General features: G+C 45.1%; 15 protein-coding genes and 1 other annotated feature. Of the genes, 4 read left to right on the top strand and 11 right to left on the bottom strand.

Annotated elements, in window-relative coordinates; all coding sequences use genetic code 11:
* Window positions 1-148 precede the first annotated feature (148 nt).
* From AC6CIF_RS19685 to AC6CIF_RS19695, 3 genes are all read right to left on the bottom strand, one after another.
* Window positions 149-946 carry a sulfite exporter TauE/SafE family protein gene (locus AC6CIF_RS19685; protein ID WP_498201247.1) on the bottom strand — a complete coding sequence of 266 codons (798 nt, stop codon included), beginning with the start codon at window positions 944-946 and terminating at the stop codon, window positions 149-151.
* A gap of 487 nt (window positions 947-1433) precedes the next feature.
* The gene (locus tag AC6CIF_RS19690) at window positions 1434-2189 is read right to left on the bottom strand and encodes an SDR family NAD(P)-dependent oxidoreductase (protein ID WP_076211740.1); all 756 of its coding nucleotides are present in this window, start codon (window positions 2187-2189) and stop codon (window positions 1434-1436) included.
* Between the two features lie 327 nt (window positions 2190-2516).
* Entirely contained in the window at window positions 2517-2987 is a 471-nt protein-coding gene (locus AC6CIF_RS19695; RefSeq protein WP_143760325.1) for a DUF6376 family protein, read from the bottom strand.
* A 141-nt stretch (window positions 2988-3128) separates the two neighbouring features.
* On the opposite strand from AC6CIF_RS19695, the gene AC6CIF_RS19700 reads away from it, so the two are divergent.
* Window positions 3129-4097, top strand: a complete 969-nt coding sequence (locus AC6CIF_RS19700) for a bile acid:sodium symporter family protein (RefSeq protein ID WP_047842786.1) — start codon at window positions 3129-3131, stop codon at window positions 4095-4097.
* Window positions 4098-4360: 263 nt separating this feature from the next.
* On the opposite strand, the gene asd is transcribed toward AC6CIF_RS19700, so the two are convergent.
* From asd to AC6CIF_RS19730, 6 genes are all read right to left on the bottom strand, one after another.
* Window positions 4361-5446: an aspartate-semialdehyde dehydrogenase gene (gene asd / locus AC6CIF_RS19705; RefSeq protein ID WP_017688716.1), complete on the bottom strand. Its 1086-nt coding sequence runs from the start codon at window positions 5444-5446 to the stop codon at window positions 4361-4363.
* 170 nt (window positions 5447-5616) lie between these two features.
* Window positions 5617-5893: a binding site (T-box leader), on the bottom strand.
* Window positions 5894-6084: 191 nt separating this feature from the next.
* Entirely contained in the window at window positions 6085-6930 is an 846-nt protein-coding gene (locus AC6CIF_RS19710; protein ID WP_498201248.1) for a class I SAM-dependent methyltransferase, read from the bottom strand.
* A 149-nt stretch (window positions 6931-7079) separates the two neighbouring features.
* Complete coding sequence (gene galU / locus AC6CIF_RS19715; protein ID WP_498201249.1) at window positions 7080-7952, bottom strand: UTP--glucose-1-phosphate uridylyltransferase GalU; 873 nt, start codon at window positions 7950-7952, stop codon at window positions 7080-7082.
* Window positions 7953-7969: 17 nt separating this feature from the next.
* Window positions 7970-8365 carry a GtrA family protein gene (locus tag AC6CIF_RS19720; RefSeq protein WP_498201250.1) on the bottom strand — a complete coding sequence of 132 codons (396 nt, stop codon included), beginning with the start codon at window positions 8363-8365 and terminating at the stop codon, window positions 7970-7972.
* Window positions 8362-9345: a glycosyltransferase family 2 protein gene (locus tag AC6CIF_RS19725; protein WP_498201251.1), complete on the bottom strand. Its 984-nt coding sequence runs from the start codon at window positions 9343-9345 to the stop codon at window positions 8362-8364. Before AC6CIF_RS19725 ends, AC6CIF_RS19720 begins: the two co-directional genes overlap by 4 nt.
* Before the next feature lie 277 nt (window positions 9346-9622).
* Window positions 9623-11797, bottom strand: coding sequence for an ArnT family glycosyltransferase (locus AC6CIF_RS19730; RefSeq protein ID WP_498201252.1), 2175 nt, complete (start codon window positions 11795-11797; stop codon window positions 9623-9625).
* Window positions 11798-12001: 204 nt separating this feature from the next.
* Here AC6CIF_RS19730 and AC6CIF_RS19735 point away from each other — a divergent pair, with 204 nt between their 5' ends.
* Window positions 12002-12685: a response regulator transcription factor gene (locus AC6CIF_RS19735; protein ID WP_498201253.1), complete on the top strand. Its 684-nt coding sequence runs from the start codon at window positions 12002-12004 to the stop codon at window positions 12683-12685.
* The gene (locus AC6CIF_RS19740) at window positions 12685-14202 is read left to right on the top strand and encodes a sensor histidine kinase (protein ID WP_498201254.1); all 1518 of its coding nucleotides are present in this window, start codon (window positions 12685-12687) and stop codon (window positions 14200-14202) included. The genes AC6CIF_RS19735 and AC6CIF_RS19740 overlap by 1 nt, the downstream gene beginning before the upstream one ends.
* Before the next feature lie 279 nt (window positions 14203-14481).
* Here the strand turns inward: AC6CIF_RS19740 and AC6CIF_RS19745 are convergent, their stop codons facing one another.
* Both AC6CIF_RS19745 and AC6CIF_RS19750 read right to left on the bottom strand, forming a co-directional pair.
* Window positions 14482-14952, bottom strand: coding sequence for a GNAT family N-acetyltransferase (locus tag AC6CIF_RS19745; protein WP_498201255.1), 471 nt, complete (start codon window positions 14950-14952; stop codon window positions 14482-14484).
* A 258-nt stretch (window positions 14953-15210) separates the two neighbouring features.
* Entirely contained in the window at window positions 15211-15921 is a 711-nt protein-coding gene (locus AC6CIF_RS19750) for an SDR family NAD(P)-dependent oxidoreductase (protein WP_498201256.1), read from the bottom strand.
* Window positions 15922-16023: 102 nt separating this feature from the next.
* On the opposite strand from AC6CIF_RS19750, the gene AC6CIF_RS19755 reads away from it, so the two are divergent.
* Window positions 16024-16383 (top strand): MerR family transcriptional regulator, encoded by a 360-nt coding sequence (locus AC6CIF_RS19755; RefSeq protein WP_498201257.1) that lies wholly within the window; start codon window positions 16024-16026, stop codon window positions 16381-16383.
* Window positions 16384-16474: the final 91 nt, after the last annotated feature.

Raw genomic sequence — 16474 nt, forward strand, 5'->3', positions numbered from 1 at the left:
TCCATGAAAGGAGATGAGGTGCTCCATGGACGAAAACTGAACTCATTTGATCGTGTATCCAACGCTTCAGCTCATGTTCATAACCTTTATACGGCGATCCAACCGTTTGGTTACGAAATCGTCACTGTTCATTCCCATATACGTGATTTTACAGAATGGAAGACCAGACTTTGACCGCTGTGATGGCGATAAGTACGATTAATGCATATCGAAGTACCCTCACATTGATCATCGAACTAACCCGTGAACCAAGGGATGCCCCCAGCAGACTGCCGATCACCGTATAGATGATGGGTTCCATCGGAATGTCTCCACCTGTAATTTTCCCTATAACGCCGCCAATGGCGGAGATAAATACAATAGCCAGTGAAGAAGCAATCGTCGTTCGTACGGGGATGTTAAGAATCGTCAGCATGATAGGAATAAGGATAAAGGCACCACCTGCACCAACAATTCCTGATACAATGCCTACTGCAAAAGCAGTTCCTGCTGCAATCCATCGGTTAAACACCAGTGGAGCTGAGGTATCAAGCTTTCCCTTTCCGGGAATCAGCATAAGCACAATCGCCATGATCGCCAGAATGCCATAGATCAGATTAATAACCCTTCCGTCCAGATGACCGGATATGAACCCGCCGATCAGACTACCAACAAGAATGCTGGAGCCCATGTATAGCACCAATCCGCGGTGAACGATCGCCCCACCACTTTTACCTGTTTTTACTTTTCTGCGGAATGCAATCACACCGGCAAGTGAAGCAAAAAATACTTGAAACATACTAATCGACGATACCTGATGTGCTGAGAATGGTTCCAGTCCCATCCAGGATGGAACATATAACAGCAGCGGATAATTGATAATGGCCCCACCAATACCCAACAAACCGGAGAAAAATGAACCGACCAGACCCAGTATAAACATGATGACAAAAAGCAGAACATCCATCGGTTATGCGCTTCCTTTCGTGCAATATAAATCTCATCTCGATACCACTTAAAAGTGCTATACAAGGAGAATATTATCCGTTATAATAAAACCAAGTAAATTAATCCGAAATGAGTGATTAAGCATGTTTAACGTGTTGAAGACTCTTTTTGAAAATAAATGTCCACAGTGCAACGAAAAATTACAAGTTCATAACGATGCGTTATGTTCGACCAAAACCTGTTCTCAATGTCATTACAAAGAAGAGAGTTATGGCTCTCTTGGCGTTCGAATTGTATATGACAACACAAAATGATAAAAAGCTATAGCCTTGTTAATTGTATCACGATCTCTGAATTTTCGGGATAATTCGACAAACTTATTTCCATCTCATATGCCACGATTACTTTATAATGAAAATACAAAAACGGTGCAAAACGAATAAATCGTTCTGCACCGTTTTTTTTCTGTTTTTTTGAGTTGAGTTCTCTTAATTTTAGAAGGTTACTTATTTGGTTTTGAAGCTGAGGAATCCATCATCTACGGCTACGGTTGTACCGTTCACTGCGCTGGCTGCATCACTGAACAAGAATGTAACCACACTGGCTACTTTCTCCGGTTGAATGAGCTCTCCACGCATATGTTGAGTAGCAAGCGCATCTTTCATGGCTTGGTCATCACCCAGAATCGGTGTTTCGATAAAACCAGGTGCTACACCAACTACACGAATTCCATGCTCAGCAAGTTCCAATGCACCGGATTTGGACATCATAACAACCGCTGCCTTGGCAGCGTTGTAGTTGAAGCTGCCTACTGCAGCAACACTTCCATAGATCGAAGCTGTATTTACAATAGTACCTTGTACATTTAATTCAACCATTTTTTTCGCACCATAATACATACCGTAGTATACGCTGTGCTGATCTACATCAATGACTCTATGATAGGATTCCGGGTCCATCTCCAGAAATGGCTTCACAAGTCCAATGCCGGCATTATTGAAAATACCGCTTAATGTACCATATTGCTCTACGGTCCAGTCGATCAGGGCTTTGATCTCGTCCCCTTTGGATACATCCACTTTGTACGCGCCCGCTGTTCCGCCAGCTGCTTCAATCTCTGCCGCAAGCTTCTTCGCTCCGTCTTCATTATAGTCAGCGACAACAATAGTCGCACCTTGATCCGAAAGTTGAAGTGCTGTCTCTTTACCAATACCACTCGCTCCACCTGTAATAATGATTACTTTTCCATTGTGCTCCGTCATGACTCCGTTCTCCTTTGGCAAAATATATTAAAGCACAGTTGAAAACTTATAGTAAGTAACTATATTTTATTAACTTATATACTTTATCATACGCCTCTGTCCCAACCTTGTCAAACCATAGATCATCTTCACATAAATATGAGATAAATGTCATATACATCTCCTATTTACATGATATAGTCTAGCTCCTGTGATTTTAAATATGCATGAGTTTTGGGAAAATAAAAAAGCGAGCATAACGGTAATTCAAATCATTCCGATATCTCGCCCCTTCTCAAGTATTCGATTCCAAACTGGATTGTCTTAATGTGGTAAGATCAATTCAATTTATTCACCCTGAAGTCCGCTAAGCGGATCTTTCAAATTATTGATGTTGGTGATCAGTTCAGGAATGCCCGTCTTCTCCCAATTTTCTGCCGTAAAACCTTGCTCTGCAATTGTATTCTCGAAATTGTCCACAACTTCTGTTAATTGAGTATTGTAACTGACCAGATTCTCATGAATGCTCTCTCCTATTGCAGGAGCAGTCAACTGAGAAAATTCACTTGCTTCTGCTTGGATCAGATCGATTTTCTCCTGAATCTGCGTTGTGATCTCCGGATTATTCACCGCACTTGATGCGAGCTCTTGCAGATCAGCCCCGGCGTTTGATACCTGTTCTATATAATCAGTAGCCCCACTCACATAATTTAAACTTTGATTGGCTTGTTCCACGACAGAACAGGCTGAAATCAGCAGAATACTTGATGCAATAAGGCCTGTCATCATTAATGTGTGCTTTCTTTTTCTTATAAACATGATCATCTCCCCTTCTCCTGATCGGAATCCTTGTTCCAAGTCCATGATACCTTTTCAGACTGCTTCATTGCAAATGAGTCTGCAGCCAACATTATTAACATGTATAATAGTAAAATCACACGGTAAAGGGATGTCATGATTATGCTTCAAGCCTTGAACCAACGCTTGAACCGCATCATGCCACTGATTACCCCAATCAGTATTATTATTGGCGTGTTATGCGGGAGTTTTCTTTCTTCTTATACCTTTTTATCCCCTTGGCTTTTTGCGTTCATGACGTTCGCTGGAAGTATCAGTCTTGGGATACGGGATTTTGTGAACGTGCTGAAGAAGCCGTTCCCCCTGTTTGTATGTCTGTTTATTTTGCATTTGGCGATGCCTCTAATTGCTCTCGGTATGGGTCATCTGGTTTTCCCTACAGATGCGTACACCATAACGGGCCTTGTTCTGGCAGCCGTGATTCCGACAGGAATAAGCAGCTTCATCTGGGTTAGTATCTATCGGGGCAATATCGCACTTACGCTTTCCATCATCCTGATTGATACCATGCTTGCTCCTTTCGTAGTGCCCGGGGTGTTATCCCTGTTAATCGGAACCAGTGTCACACTGGACACAGCAGCCATGATGAGCAGTCTGTTCTGGATGATTGTGGTGCCATCCCTGCTCGGTATGCTTTTAAATGAGTGGACCAAAGGCGCCATTGTCCCGGTCTGGGGACCAAGGTTGAATCCGTTATCCAAATTGTTTATGGCATCTGTCGTTGCGATTAACGGGTCTGTCGTTGCACCTTATTTGGCCGATTTCAACTGGAAGTTGGCTGGTCTTGCGGTCATCATTATTTTCCTGGCATCATTCGGTTATGCGCTAAGTTACTTCATCGCCCGATTGCTGGGCTGGAACGAGGCCGATCAGGTCGCTCTGGTGTTCAATGGAGGCATGCGTAATATCAGCGCAGGTGCAGTACTCGCTGTTTCGTATTTTCCGCCACCAGTTGCTGTCCCGGTTGTGCTTGGCATGGTATTTCAACAGATGCTTGCTTCTCTGACAGGTTATCTGCTCGGTCGTCGCTCTCAGCTTCTGCATAAGTCGGATAAGACATCTGCGGCATAACAAAATACTGGAATGTAAAAAAAACGCTGACATGATTGTCGGCGTTTTGATTTATGTTGCTATTATTACCATTATTGCCAAGATACTGCTACGTTTCATAAACTTAGTAATTTGTTTATGAAAACATTGCTGTTAGACCTGTAGCTACGATAAGAATGTAGATTTACCAGCGCTTGTCCACAATAGAAAAACCATCAACAAGTGATGGTTTTTCATGAAATATCCTGTTCAGAAATCTGATACTGCTCATGATGCATTGATGCTTATTTCGGTTGAATATATCCTTCAGCTTTAAGCAGTTCTGCGATCAGAACCGCACCACCTGCCGCTCCACGGAGCGTGTTGTGGGACAATCCCACGAATTTGTAGTCATAGAGTGAGTCTTCGCGCAGTCTGCCTGTGGAGACACCCATTCCGCGTTCGATGTCACGATCCAGTTTTGTCTGTGGTCTGTTCTCTTCTTCAAAATACGTAATGAACTGTTTCGGTGCACTTGGCAGAGCCAGTTCCTGCGGACGGCCTTTGAACTGCAACCAACGCTCCAGAATTTCGTCTTTACTTGGTTTTTTCTCGAAGTTTACAAACACGGTCGCCAGATGTCCATCCGTGACTGGAACACGAATACATTGGGTTGTAATTAATGGAGCCGATGCTTTGACGATCTCATTATTTTCGATGCTACCCCAGATCCGCAGTGGTTCCTGCTCACTCTTCTCTTCTTCGCCACCGATGTATGGAATGACATTATCAAGCATATCAGGCCAGTCCGTAAAGTTTTTACCTGCTCCGGAGATTGCTTGATACGTGGAAGCCACGACCTGAGTCGGGTTGAACTCACGCAAGGCGTGCAGTGCAGGCACATAGCTCTGAATCGAGCAGTTTGGCTTTACAGCAATGAATCCGGTTTTTGTGCCCAGACGTTTGCGTTGAGCTTCAATCACGTCCAGATGTCCCGGGTTAATCTCAGGGATTACCATGGGTACATCTGCTGTCCAGCGGTGAGCCGAGTTGTTGGACACGACAGGTGTGCCTGTTCTAGCGTAAGCTTCTTCGAGCGCTTGAATTTCATTCTTTTTCATATCAACCGCGCAGAAAATAAAGTCAACCTGGCTGGCAAAAGCCTCAACCTGGGAAGCATCCTGAACAACGATTTTCTTCACAGCTTCCGGAATAGGAACTGCGAGTTTCCATCTGCCTTGTACGGATTCTTCATATGTTTTACCTGCCGAATTGGCGCTTGCAGAAATAGCTGTTACTTCAAACCATGGATGTTGATCGAGCAGGTCCACAAAACGCTGACCCACCATTCCCGTTCCTCCGACGATACCAACTTTCAATTTTGCTGACATTCAATCATCATTTCCTTTCGGTTTAAGTGATTCTTCTCTTGGATCAATTATCATAACTCACTAAAAACGTATTATGAAATTGACTTCCTAATTAACACTATTCAGGCAATTCCAAAGCGTGTAGTCACAGCCCCGAAAAAACCAAAAAATCCCATCCCCAAGACAATAGTCTCAGGGACGAGATTGAACTCTCGTGGTACCACCCAGATTCGCCAATATGTCACCATATCCGCCTCTTCAAGTAAAGGAATACAACCATGTTGCTAGCTGTAGACCGTTCATACTCTAGCTCTGTAACAGGAGCTCCTGTCACACCATCCCTTAATGCTAAGTTCCGATGTGCTGCTCTGAGTCTTTATTCAATAAAAAGTTCTTTACTCCTTTTCAGCTACCGGAGCTCTCTTTGAAAGAATAATTTTTATCTACTCGTCTCTTCGTCGCATTTGATATTGCGATTATAATATCAAAATTACCGTGATGAAGTAAACACATTTTTTTAGATCATGGAATTTATATGTTTCCAGCGGAGCTGAACCATTCAATTATCGCAAGAAAAACTTCAGCTACATGCGGTCAATCTTCTGTGATAGCACGTCGATAGACATTTTTATTATAACATACTACAAATAGCTATTTCTTTACTGCTTTTTGGCAACCATCGCATACGTTCCCAGTGGGCTCCCAGGCCCCGAGGCATGATGTGTCCTAAGTAATTTTAGTTCAGAAAGAAGAAGTGTTTTTACTTTGTCCGGGATCGGAAGCAGTTTCAGTTCCACAGGCGCTTCTGCCAGTGTCATTTCGGTTTCCCAGTGACCGTCCTGTAGCTCGGGAGAATGGATCGAAGTCTCTTCCTTAATCTTCCAGCCTGCTGCAGAGACAAGCTCTTGGATATCTTCCGGTGTAAAAAGCGTGCGCACATTGGAGAAGCTGTTCTCCTTGTAACATTCGACCTGGGACTGAATCAGAACGGATAACCAATGTGAGAGCTGGCTCACATCTGTAACTCGGGCATCCCATTCTGCAAAACATAACTCATGTCCCCACGTCCTAACCTTGCTAAGAATCTCGGCGAGTTCGTCAAACGATTTCAAGTACCAAGAACAATGGGAAAGTACAATCACATCAAACTCATTCTCGGTGAATTGAACCTGATCACTTAAAATGTCAAAATCATAATCCATTCGAATTCGATCACCCAGTGGGGATCTCCGTAGCTTGGCTGCCGCTTCGCCTACGGTCAGCGGTGTACCATAATCCTCTGGTGCAATATCAACACCATGAACGTACCCGTGCTCCCCCACCAGATGTGCAAGCACGGCCGTTGTATCTCCCTGACCACACCCGATTTCCAGAACCCGGCTGCCTTCCTGTATCCCCCAAAAGAGTCCCAGTTTCATCCGATGCTCGGTCTGAATGTATTGAATGGCGGCGTTGTCCTCCACGTCCATATACTTAATAAGGTCCCTGATGATAGATTCATTCATGATTCCTCACCCCTCAAAGAGCAACTTAAACTTCTTGCTTATTGTAGCGTTACAGGCAGCATTGTACAACACTAGAGTCTATGACAGAACCACGGCACGGAGGAGAACCCGTCCTACAGTACATCTAAACCTCAGCTATATATCAATTCCTATGCCCACTGGGTTGCAAGGCTCTGAAGATAGGGTGTCAGCATGGGCTGTAATTCCTTGCGCATCAGTCCGATCTCCAAGATCGCCTGAATATATCCGAATTGATCACCAATATCGTAGCGGCGCCCCTCCAGTTCAAGGGCCAACAGTTCCTCCACCTGACTCACTTCTTTCAAGGCATCCGTTAACTGATATTCCCCTCCAGCCCCTCTCTCGATCTGATCCAGAATGGGAAAGATAGAAGGTTTCAATATGTATCGTCCCATTACTGCTGTAAGGGATGGCGCTTCCGCAAGAGAAGGTTTTTCGACCAGATTGGTGACCCGGTGAACCCGGTCCTCTGCACCCTTCGAATCAATGATGCCATATTTGCTCACATTTGCCGCGTCTACCTGACGGACACCAATGATCTGGTTGCCTGTCTTTTCATAGAGATGGACCATCTGTGCAAGTGCAGGCGGATCAGACACCATAATGTCATCTCCCAGCAATACAGCGAAGGCATCATCTCCTACAAATTGCCGTGCACACCCAATGGCATGCCCCAGACCCAGCGGTTCTTTTTGACGAATAAAATGAATATTTGCCATCTCGCTGATGGCCTGCACCTCTTCCAGTAAAGACTGTTTGCCCTTGGCATATAAAGAGTGTTCAAGTTCAACCGATTTATCAAAATGGTCCTCTATGGATTTTTTGTTGCGTCCAGTCACAATGAGGATATTCTCAATGCCTGATTGCACTGCTTCTTCAACAATGTATTGGATGGCCGGTTTGTCTACAATCGGTAACATCTCTTTGGGCTGTGCTTTGGTCGCTGGCAGGAAACGGGTTCCGAGACCCGCTGCCGGAATAACTGCTTTTTTAATTTGCATATCATCATAGACTCCTTTCATATGTTCGTTGTACGAAACACCCAATATCTGCTGGCCATATAGTTCAGAACCATCCCCATCAAGGTCGCTAGGATTTTACTCATCACGAGACTCCAACCCAGCATGTCTTGCAAAGTCATCAGAATGAGAGCGGATATAGCAAGAACGATGAGATTGGTGATTAGAAAACGAACAAGTTTCGCTCTATCGCCGCCCCCTCGTGCCGTATCTCGAAAAGTCCACCTGCCGTTCAGCCAATAACTGTTCGCAACACCGCAGCTGTACGAGATTACTTGTGCCATCAGAACCGGTACACCGACCACTGCAAGCAAAGCAAACACCACTGCATCCACTGCCGTATTTGCAACACCCACAATACCGAACTTGAAGAGTGTCACCAGACGCTTAGTCATGATGAGCAACTCGGGCTGTCAAATCGGGATTGTGCTTGCTGGCCCTCGGCATGAACCACATCTCTCACAATGTATAGTGGACGCGCCTTGGTCTCATCATAGATGCGGCCCACGTATTCGCCCAGAATGCCCAGCATGATCAGGATGAATCCGTTAAACATCAGCATGATACTCACAATAGATGGCCATCCCTTAATGGTTGAATCCGTAAAGATGGCCGAAATAATAACCGTTAACATATAGATAAATCCGCCAACCGACAGGATCGCACCTACATAACCTGCGAGTTTGAGCGGTTTATACGAAAATGAAGTAATGCCATCCAGGCTCAGTTTCAACATGCGTTTCAGCGGATATTTTGTTTCGCCTGCCAGACGTTCATCGCGTTCATATTCAATCGCAGTCTGACGAAAGCCGACCCAACTGACCAGCCCGCGTACAAACCGGTTTTTCTCCGGAAGACGTTTCATCTCATCACATACTTTGCGATCAATCAGGCGAAAATCTCCGGTGTCTACCGGGATATCCGTATCCGTTGAGGCACGAAGGACACGATAGAACAGACTTGCCGACCATTTTTTGAAGCGAGTTTCCCCGCTTCGTCTGGTGCGACGGGCATATACGACTTCATAGCCCTCTTTCCACTTCGCGATCATATCCAGAATCAGTTCGGGAGGGTCCTGCAGATCCGCATCAATTATAACCACCGCATCCCCCACTGCGTAATCCATACCCGCTGTTATCGCAATCTGATGTCCGAAGTTACGGGCAAAATCAATCAGTTTCACACTCTCGTCCCAGCGGGCATAATCACGGATCATCTGTGCACTTCGATCCACGCTGCCATCATTAACAAACAATAGTTCATAACTCTCTCCTGTGCTGCCCATGACCTTCTTCAGACGCCGATAAGTCTCCTCGATCACCGCTTCCTCGTTATACATGGGAATAATAATGCTGTATCGGTACGCGTGAGCCATGTTTGTCCCCTCCCTTTTCCCATAGATTTCGTTCGTTTGAGATTTTTCCTATCAAATTGAACTAATGAATATACACTGCACACTTCGATGACAGAACAACCTTCCAATCGCTGTTATCCCCAGATTTTTTTGATTCCCTTTATAAAGGGAAAATCCGGGGATAGCGTATGCTTCCGATGTAGCTTTCTTGCAGAAAGCTTGTAGGCGAACGCTTCGCTTTTTCAGGTTTTTTCTGTCCTCTCCGTTATCGTGTAAATGATAAGTTCAATTTATATAGCTACAATTTCACTTCGTACAAGGTGGTCTGTCCGCCGAATCCAAATCCAGCTCTGTTTCCGGTGTCTCCGTTATCCGCAGATCCGCTGTCGGTGCCTGTCTGCCATTCTGAGGCTGGAATTTCGGTTCCGTGTTCTTTGATCCAATCGCTAATATCCGAGTTCCCTCCGCGGCCACCCATGCCACCAACCATGAAGTATTTCACTTGCCCGCTCTTGACGAGTTGCTCCAGTTTCTCTGTTGTGTATACCGGGTCTGATCCGGAGAAACCTCCAAGTGTAATGACCGCTGCTTTCTCATCGATGATATAAGGTGCTGCCTGATTATAGTCCGTAGTGGCAAAGAGATACGTTTCGCCTGTATTGTGCTCTTTCAGATAATTCAGTGTGGCTGTATCCACTTCTTCGTTACGGTTACCCATTCCGCCACGGCCACCCATTGTAGGCATTTCTGTGTCTCCTGCACCGTTACCCATCGGCATGCCCATTCCTGCTCCACCAAACATACCATTGGAACCGGTGGGCCCTGCTGCCGGGATCATGCTGTTACCACCATAAGTAATAGGGGTGAATGCCCAGTAGATTGGACCGATCAGCATCACCATGAATCCCGCGATAATGAAGCCCTGTTTCCATCGATGCGTGCGATGAAGCATAACGACCAGGATGACCGTGACCAGAATGCCTGCGATCAATTCACTAATGGACCAGCCTGCACCAATCGTCTCGTTATACACCTGCATGATATACCAGCCAAACAGAGTCGTCAGCAGCACGGACACCGGAAGCAACCATGCCTGCCATCCATCGTGATCACGATATGACTTCCACATCGCTACAAATCCTGCACCAGTCAGCGCCGCAATTGGAGGTGCAAGCATAATCAGATAATATTGATGGAAGAAACCTGCCACACTGAAAAAGGCAGCAACGGGAAGCAGCCAGGTCAGCCAGAACAAGGCTTCCTTGTGTTTATTGGTTATATTTCTCCGTCTTAACCCTGCAAATAGGGCAATGCACCCAAGCAGCACAACTGGCAACAGCCAGCTAGCTTGGCCTGACAGTTCAGTCTGGAACAGACGCAGAGGACCTTTCTCCCCCGTACCAAACATTCCGCCCATGCCTCCGCCGAAATTTCTTCCGTTTGGCATTTCCATATCATTTGGCATCTGCCCGTTCGGGAAATTGCCATTCGGCCCACTCATGCTGCCCATGGTGTTCAAGCCATTCGAACCATTCATATTATCGTTATCCGGTGCATTGACATCTTGCCCAGCGCCAGGAACACCACTGCCTGTCTGATTAGGACCTGAAGACAAGTCTCCTCGATTGCCACGATTATCTCCCTGTCCCATACCATTTGGCATACCTGCGTTACCTGCAGTATTCTGCTGACCCGTTAGGCGAGCCAGACCATTGTATCCAAAGGCGAGTTCCATGACCGAGTTTGTTTCACTGCTGCCGATATAAGGCCGCTCGTCTTCGGGTATAGAATCCACAGTGACCGCCCAGGATAAGGAAACCACCGCCAGAACCGCTGTGCTGCCGATCAGCAGGATGATCTTCCTTCTCCATTTCGCCTGAAATGCAAGCAGATAAAACAAGTAAAAAGCCGGGAGAATCATGTAGGCTTGAAGCATTTTCATATTAAAGGCTACGCCTATTAACCCAAAGGCAACCAGAATGCGCCAAGTACTGCCTTGTTTGCTGCCTTTGAACAAAAACCATGAACCCAGCAGTAGTGTAAACACCAACATGCTGTCAATATTGTTGGTCCGGCTGACTGCCGCTACGACAGGCACAGTCGCCATCGTAAGTGCCGAGATTCGTGCTGCTGCAAGACCATATGTAGGTTTCACCATGAAATAGATCAGGAGCACCGAACCGATTCCCGCTAATACCTGCGGCAAAATAACGCTCCATACGTGCAATCCAAAGACATAGGCAAAGGCCGTCTGGATCCAGAAGACAACAGGTGGTTTATCTACAGTGACCGAGCCTGCCGAGTCTAGTGAAGCATAGAAAAAGTTATGGAAGTTGCTGAGCATACTCCCAACGGCAGTCGTATAATAGGAATTGGCATATTGATCGTTCCAGATGCCGTACCCATTCAGAAATGCCGCCAGTAATACAATCGGCAGAAGGACAAGATCCATCCTTCTTTTGGTGTTATTCAATGTTAATCACTCCTTCAAAGTTCTTCATGTCTAGTATTGTGACATGCCAAAATAAAACTGGGATGAGTGCCCGCTGAATGTTGTCTGAGGATAATTCACCATCCTTTCAGCTAAATTTCAGTTTGGCAAGCGATAATACTACATACAGTCCCTCCGAAGTGAGGGAGAAGTCTAGATGAAACGGGCAGGGAGAGAAAGCACATTATGAAGCTTAGCAGCGGAATTAAAATACTATTGGCTGATGATGAACCACATATTTTACAATTTCTAGAGCTTGGATTAAGCAATGAGGGCTTTGATGTGCGCACCGCACCCGATGGAGCCGCTGCGCTTGAGTTGGCGCTTGAATTCAAGCCACATATGGCTATTCTGGATGTCATGATGCCAGAGATGGATGGATTCGAAGTGGTCGAGCGTCTGCGTAAGACCGGTGCCGAGGTTGGTGTAATTATGCTGACAGCGAAGGATGAAGTCGAGAATCGGGTTAAGGGCCTTTGGTTAGGTGCTGACGATTACATGATCAAACCCTTTGCCTTTGATGAGCTGCTCGCCCGGATTCAGGCCAGACTGCGGAATCAATTTCCTTTATTAATAGGAGCCGTCACCCACGGTCCCTTCCGAATTGATGATCAGCGCAAAGAAATCACCTATCAGAATCAGGTCCTGGAGCTATCTCCTACCGAATACGAATTACTAAAATTCATTGTGCTTAATCATGGGATTGTACTGAGTAAAGCGACCATTCTAAGCCGGGTGTGGGGGTATGATTTTGGCGGGGAAGAAAATATTGTAGAGGTATACGTTCGCTCCTTGCGCGACAAACTCGGGGATAAACAGCATAAACTCATTCGCACACTTCGAGGTGTCGGGTACAGGGTGGATCTCTGATGAACTCGCTACCTAAGAAAAATAAACTTCGTTTAAGACGTCTGCACCAATGGATATGGCCTCGTTCATTACGTTCTCAATTGCTCTCACGTTCACTGTTCGTGCTGGCTGGGTTACTATTGTTAATCGGTATCCTGCAATTCTGGATCATGGAAAGCTTTCTCTACCGGAATCAGGCAAAAACCATGGAAGAACAGCTCATGTCCATGCCCCCGGTTTGGCTCGGTATCCAGTCACGTAACGGCTCTTCCAACAATCCTTTTGGTGGACAGGCAGGAAACGGGTCTGGTAATCGGGTGCTGTTTATTCCTGACCGTTCACTGGCCCTGTTTGATAACGAAGGTACGTTCGAGGATATTTTTGGAGAAGACGGTCTGAAAGCCCCTCAACTATCAACCGCTGTATATCAGGACATAACACATGAGTTGAAAGAACAAAAACACATTCCCTACCGGATCGTCACGGATAGCCAAGGGAATGAGCAATTGATTGTATTCGCTTCACCCGGTCCACGCAATCGTGGTTTACCAATGGTCCAGATGGGCACAGCTACAAAGCCACTGAGAGACTTGATTATTAAACAGCTTCTAATCTTCCTCATGTTATCGCTGTTAGCCATGGTAGCCGGTCTTATTCTATACACTAAGGTATTACGCCGGACGCTGGTTCCTCTATCCAACATGGTGAATAAAGTACAGCAGATCGATGCAGGAAGTCTCGCAGAACGCCTTCCCGTCGTTCAGGGACAAGAAGAAGTAGATCAGCTCGCAGTTTCATTCAATGGCATGCTTGAAAGGCTGGAGAACTCGTTTGAAGCGGAGCGGGAAGCTAAAGAGCAGATGCAGCGTTTCTTGTCTGATGCTTCTCATGAACTTCGTACCCCACTCACCTCCATTCACGGCTTCATTGAAGTTCTGCAGCGGGGTGCAGCGACCAATCAAGATCAATTGTATAAAGCACTGGATAGCATGCACGGCGAATCCGTCCGAATTAACAAGCTGGTTGAAGATTTGCTGTTACTAACCAAGCTCGATCAGGCTCCAAAGCAGGAGCGGGAGGTCATTCAGCTAGACAGTCTGCTGCTCGAAATGCAACCACAACTCGCCATGATGGCTCAGCAAAGATCCGTTCATCTCGATCTGACGGCTGAAGTATATGTACTGGCTGACCCTTACAAGCTGAAGCAGGTTGTGCTGAATCTGTTCCATAACGCGGTGCAGCACACCGATCCTGAGCATGGAGCCATCTCCATAACGTTATATGCCACGTATCATAAGGCTGAATTGTCAGTGAAGGATAACGGCACAGGCATTGAACCTGAACATCTGCCCCATGTCTTTGAGCGATTTTACCGCACAAGCAGTTCTCGTTCACGCAAACAAGGGGGTGCAGGTCTCGGTCTAGCCATTACCCGCTCGATTGTGGAGTCGTATGGCGGGAAGATTACCGTACAAAGTCAGGTAGGCTCGGGAACTGAATTTATGATTTTGCTGCCGCTGTGTAAGGCAGATGTCTAAGTTAAGCGTCGGCTCTACGTAAGATAAGTTGGCTATAAGCAGCTCTACGTAAGATCTACTTGATCATTACGCAAGCTCTAGGCAGGCTCTCCAAACACTGCGTTTCTTTCATCTTCATTCCGGCTTTTCATTGCATGACGAATCCCCCCTCTCATTTCGGTTAAGAAATGAAAGGGGGATTCGTTTTTGTATCCAATGGTAGAGTGGTAGCCCATTTGGTTGAGGCTTTCGGACTTTCAGGCTAACAAATCTGAGGCGTCTTATTCAAGGGTTTGAAGCTTATATATGCTTTTCATAAAATACCATTGTCATTTTGTCGTTAATTGCTTTTGTTACACCCGTTTTTTTGTAGCCTATCTTTTCATACAAATAACAGTTCCCTTTCTCTTGTAAGATGGTACCCAATTTCCATGACTTTGCATCATCATATATCTGCTCAACCATTGTTAAGACTTTTTGTGCAATTCCTTTTCCTTGATGTTCTGGCAGTATAAAAATTGGGCTAATACTATAGATTTGATAATCTTTTTCCACGACTCTAATCCCACCAACAGCAACCTCAAGATGATGAATTATGAAATAATCTGTGAAAGATTGATTGATTTGAGTAATAATGCTTTCTACGGTCTCATTGGCAGGGCTTGTTGCAAAATCCTGATATTTTTCCAACAAGGGCATAAATGCTTTGACTTTCATTTCATGAATAGTCACTGCATCTTTTAAATCTGCTTTATATAGTGAAACCTCCATTAAATATATACCTCCGATTGATACGCTTGTTAGAAATATAATTTATAGTACATGCTCTGTTAACTTAGTACAAGAAAGATGTTCGTCTACGTTTGGTGTTTGTTTCATTTGCAGCATACAAACAAGATAAACTATCATTTTTTTATTCGACGTTGTATTCTCATATTCCTTGATATCTAAGTAACGGAACCACGCCAATACTTCATCTAACTTTCCGCTATCATCCGGGGGACAAGATCATCCAGTACGAACATTGGATTACCAAGGGTACACGCCATTCTCATCTAGGAATTCTCCATTATGGCGTTTGCCATCCGTCGCATAGCGCACGATAATCGCAGCACCTGCTTCTTTTGATTTACCGCCTTCGGCATTGCCATTAAGATCTGTTGATGTGAATCCGGGCGTTACCGCAAAGACTTGAGCCCTGCTGTTTTTGACTTCATAAGCCATCGAAAGTGTCATGGCGCTGTTGGCCGTTTTGGATGAATTATAGTCGAAGGCATTTAAAGTAGATTCCTCATTTTGCATATGGTCTAGAGAAGCCATGTCGGTTGATACATTAATGATTGTGCCTTCATTATCTTTGATTAACGGGAACAATCGCTGATTCAAACGGAAGGTGCCGAAAAAGTTCACTTCAAAGGCGTTCCGCAGATCTTCCTCTTTTGTATCCGTGAAGGAATGAGAGAAAGCACCCGGCATACCCGCGTTATTGATCAGAAGGTTTATTGCGGGATAAGTCTTCTGAATCGTATCGGCTGCCTGCTCAATGCTCTTCAAGTCGCACATGTCGATCTGTACAAGTTCTACATCTAACCCCCTGGAAGTTAACTCGGAAACAGCTCTTTCACCCCGTTCAACACTGCGTGCGCCGAGGATAACTTTCCAACCTGCTTCACCCAACTGCTTGACGATTTCATATCCAATTCCTTTATTTGCCCCGGTTACAAAAACAGTCTTTTTCATGCGAATCCTTCTTTCCATAATTTGATTTATATTTAACAATGTATAAGTTACTATGCTACACTTAGTGTAGGTCAAATTATTTTTATAAAAAGAGGGATTAACATGTTAACGATTGGAGAAGTAGCGAAAAAAGTTGAAATCTCCATTGGAGCGATCCGCTTTTATGAAAGAAAGGGACTGCTGAAACCTGCTACACGAAATGAGCAGAACAACCGTCTTTATTTGGAGGATGATCTGAACTGGCTGGTTTTTATCAAATGCCTTCGCGAAACTGGGATGAGTGTGGAAGACATCAAAAAGTATTATGATCAGGTCAATGAAGGAACCTCCACGCTGAAGGAAAGAACCAAACTGATTGAGGATCAAAAACAAAAGTTGCTGAATGATATTGAAGAGAAAAAAGCGCAGCTTGTTCATTTGGATAACAAACTGGAGCGCTACTATCGAGGAGAAAATTATTAATATAAGCCTTATGCTATAGATTAACCTTTTGCATTTATGTAAGGGAGCACGTATCCTAACAAGGTTTCCTCAGTAGCTTCTTAAATTAAAT

This window comes from Paenibacillus sp. GQ49 (assembly GCF_059759055.1).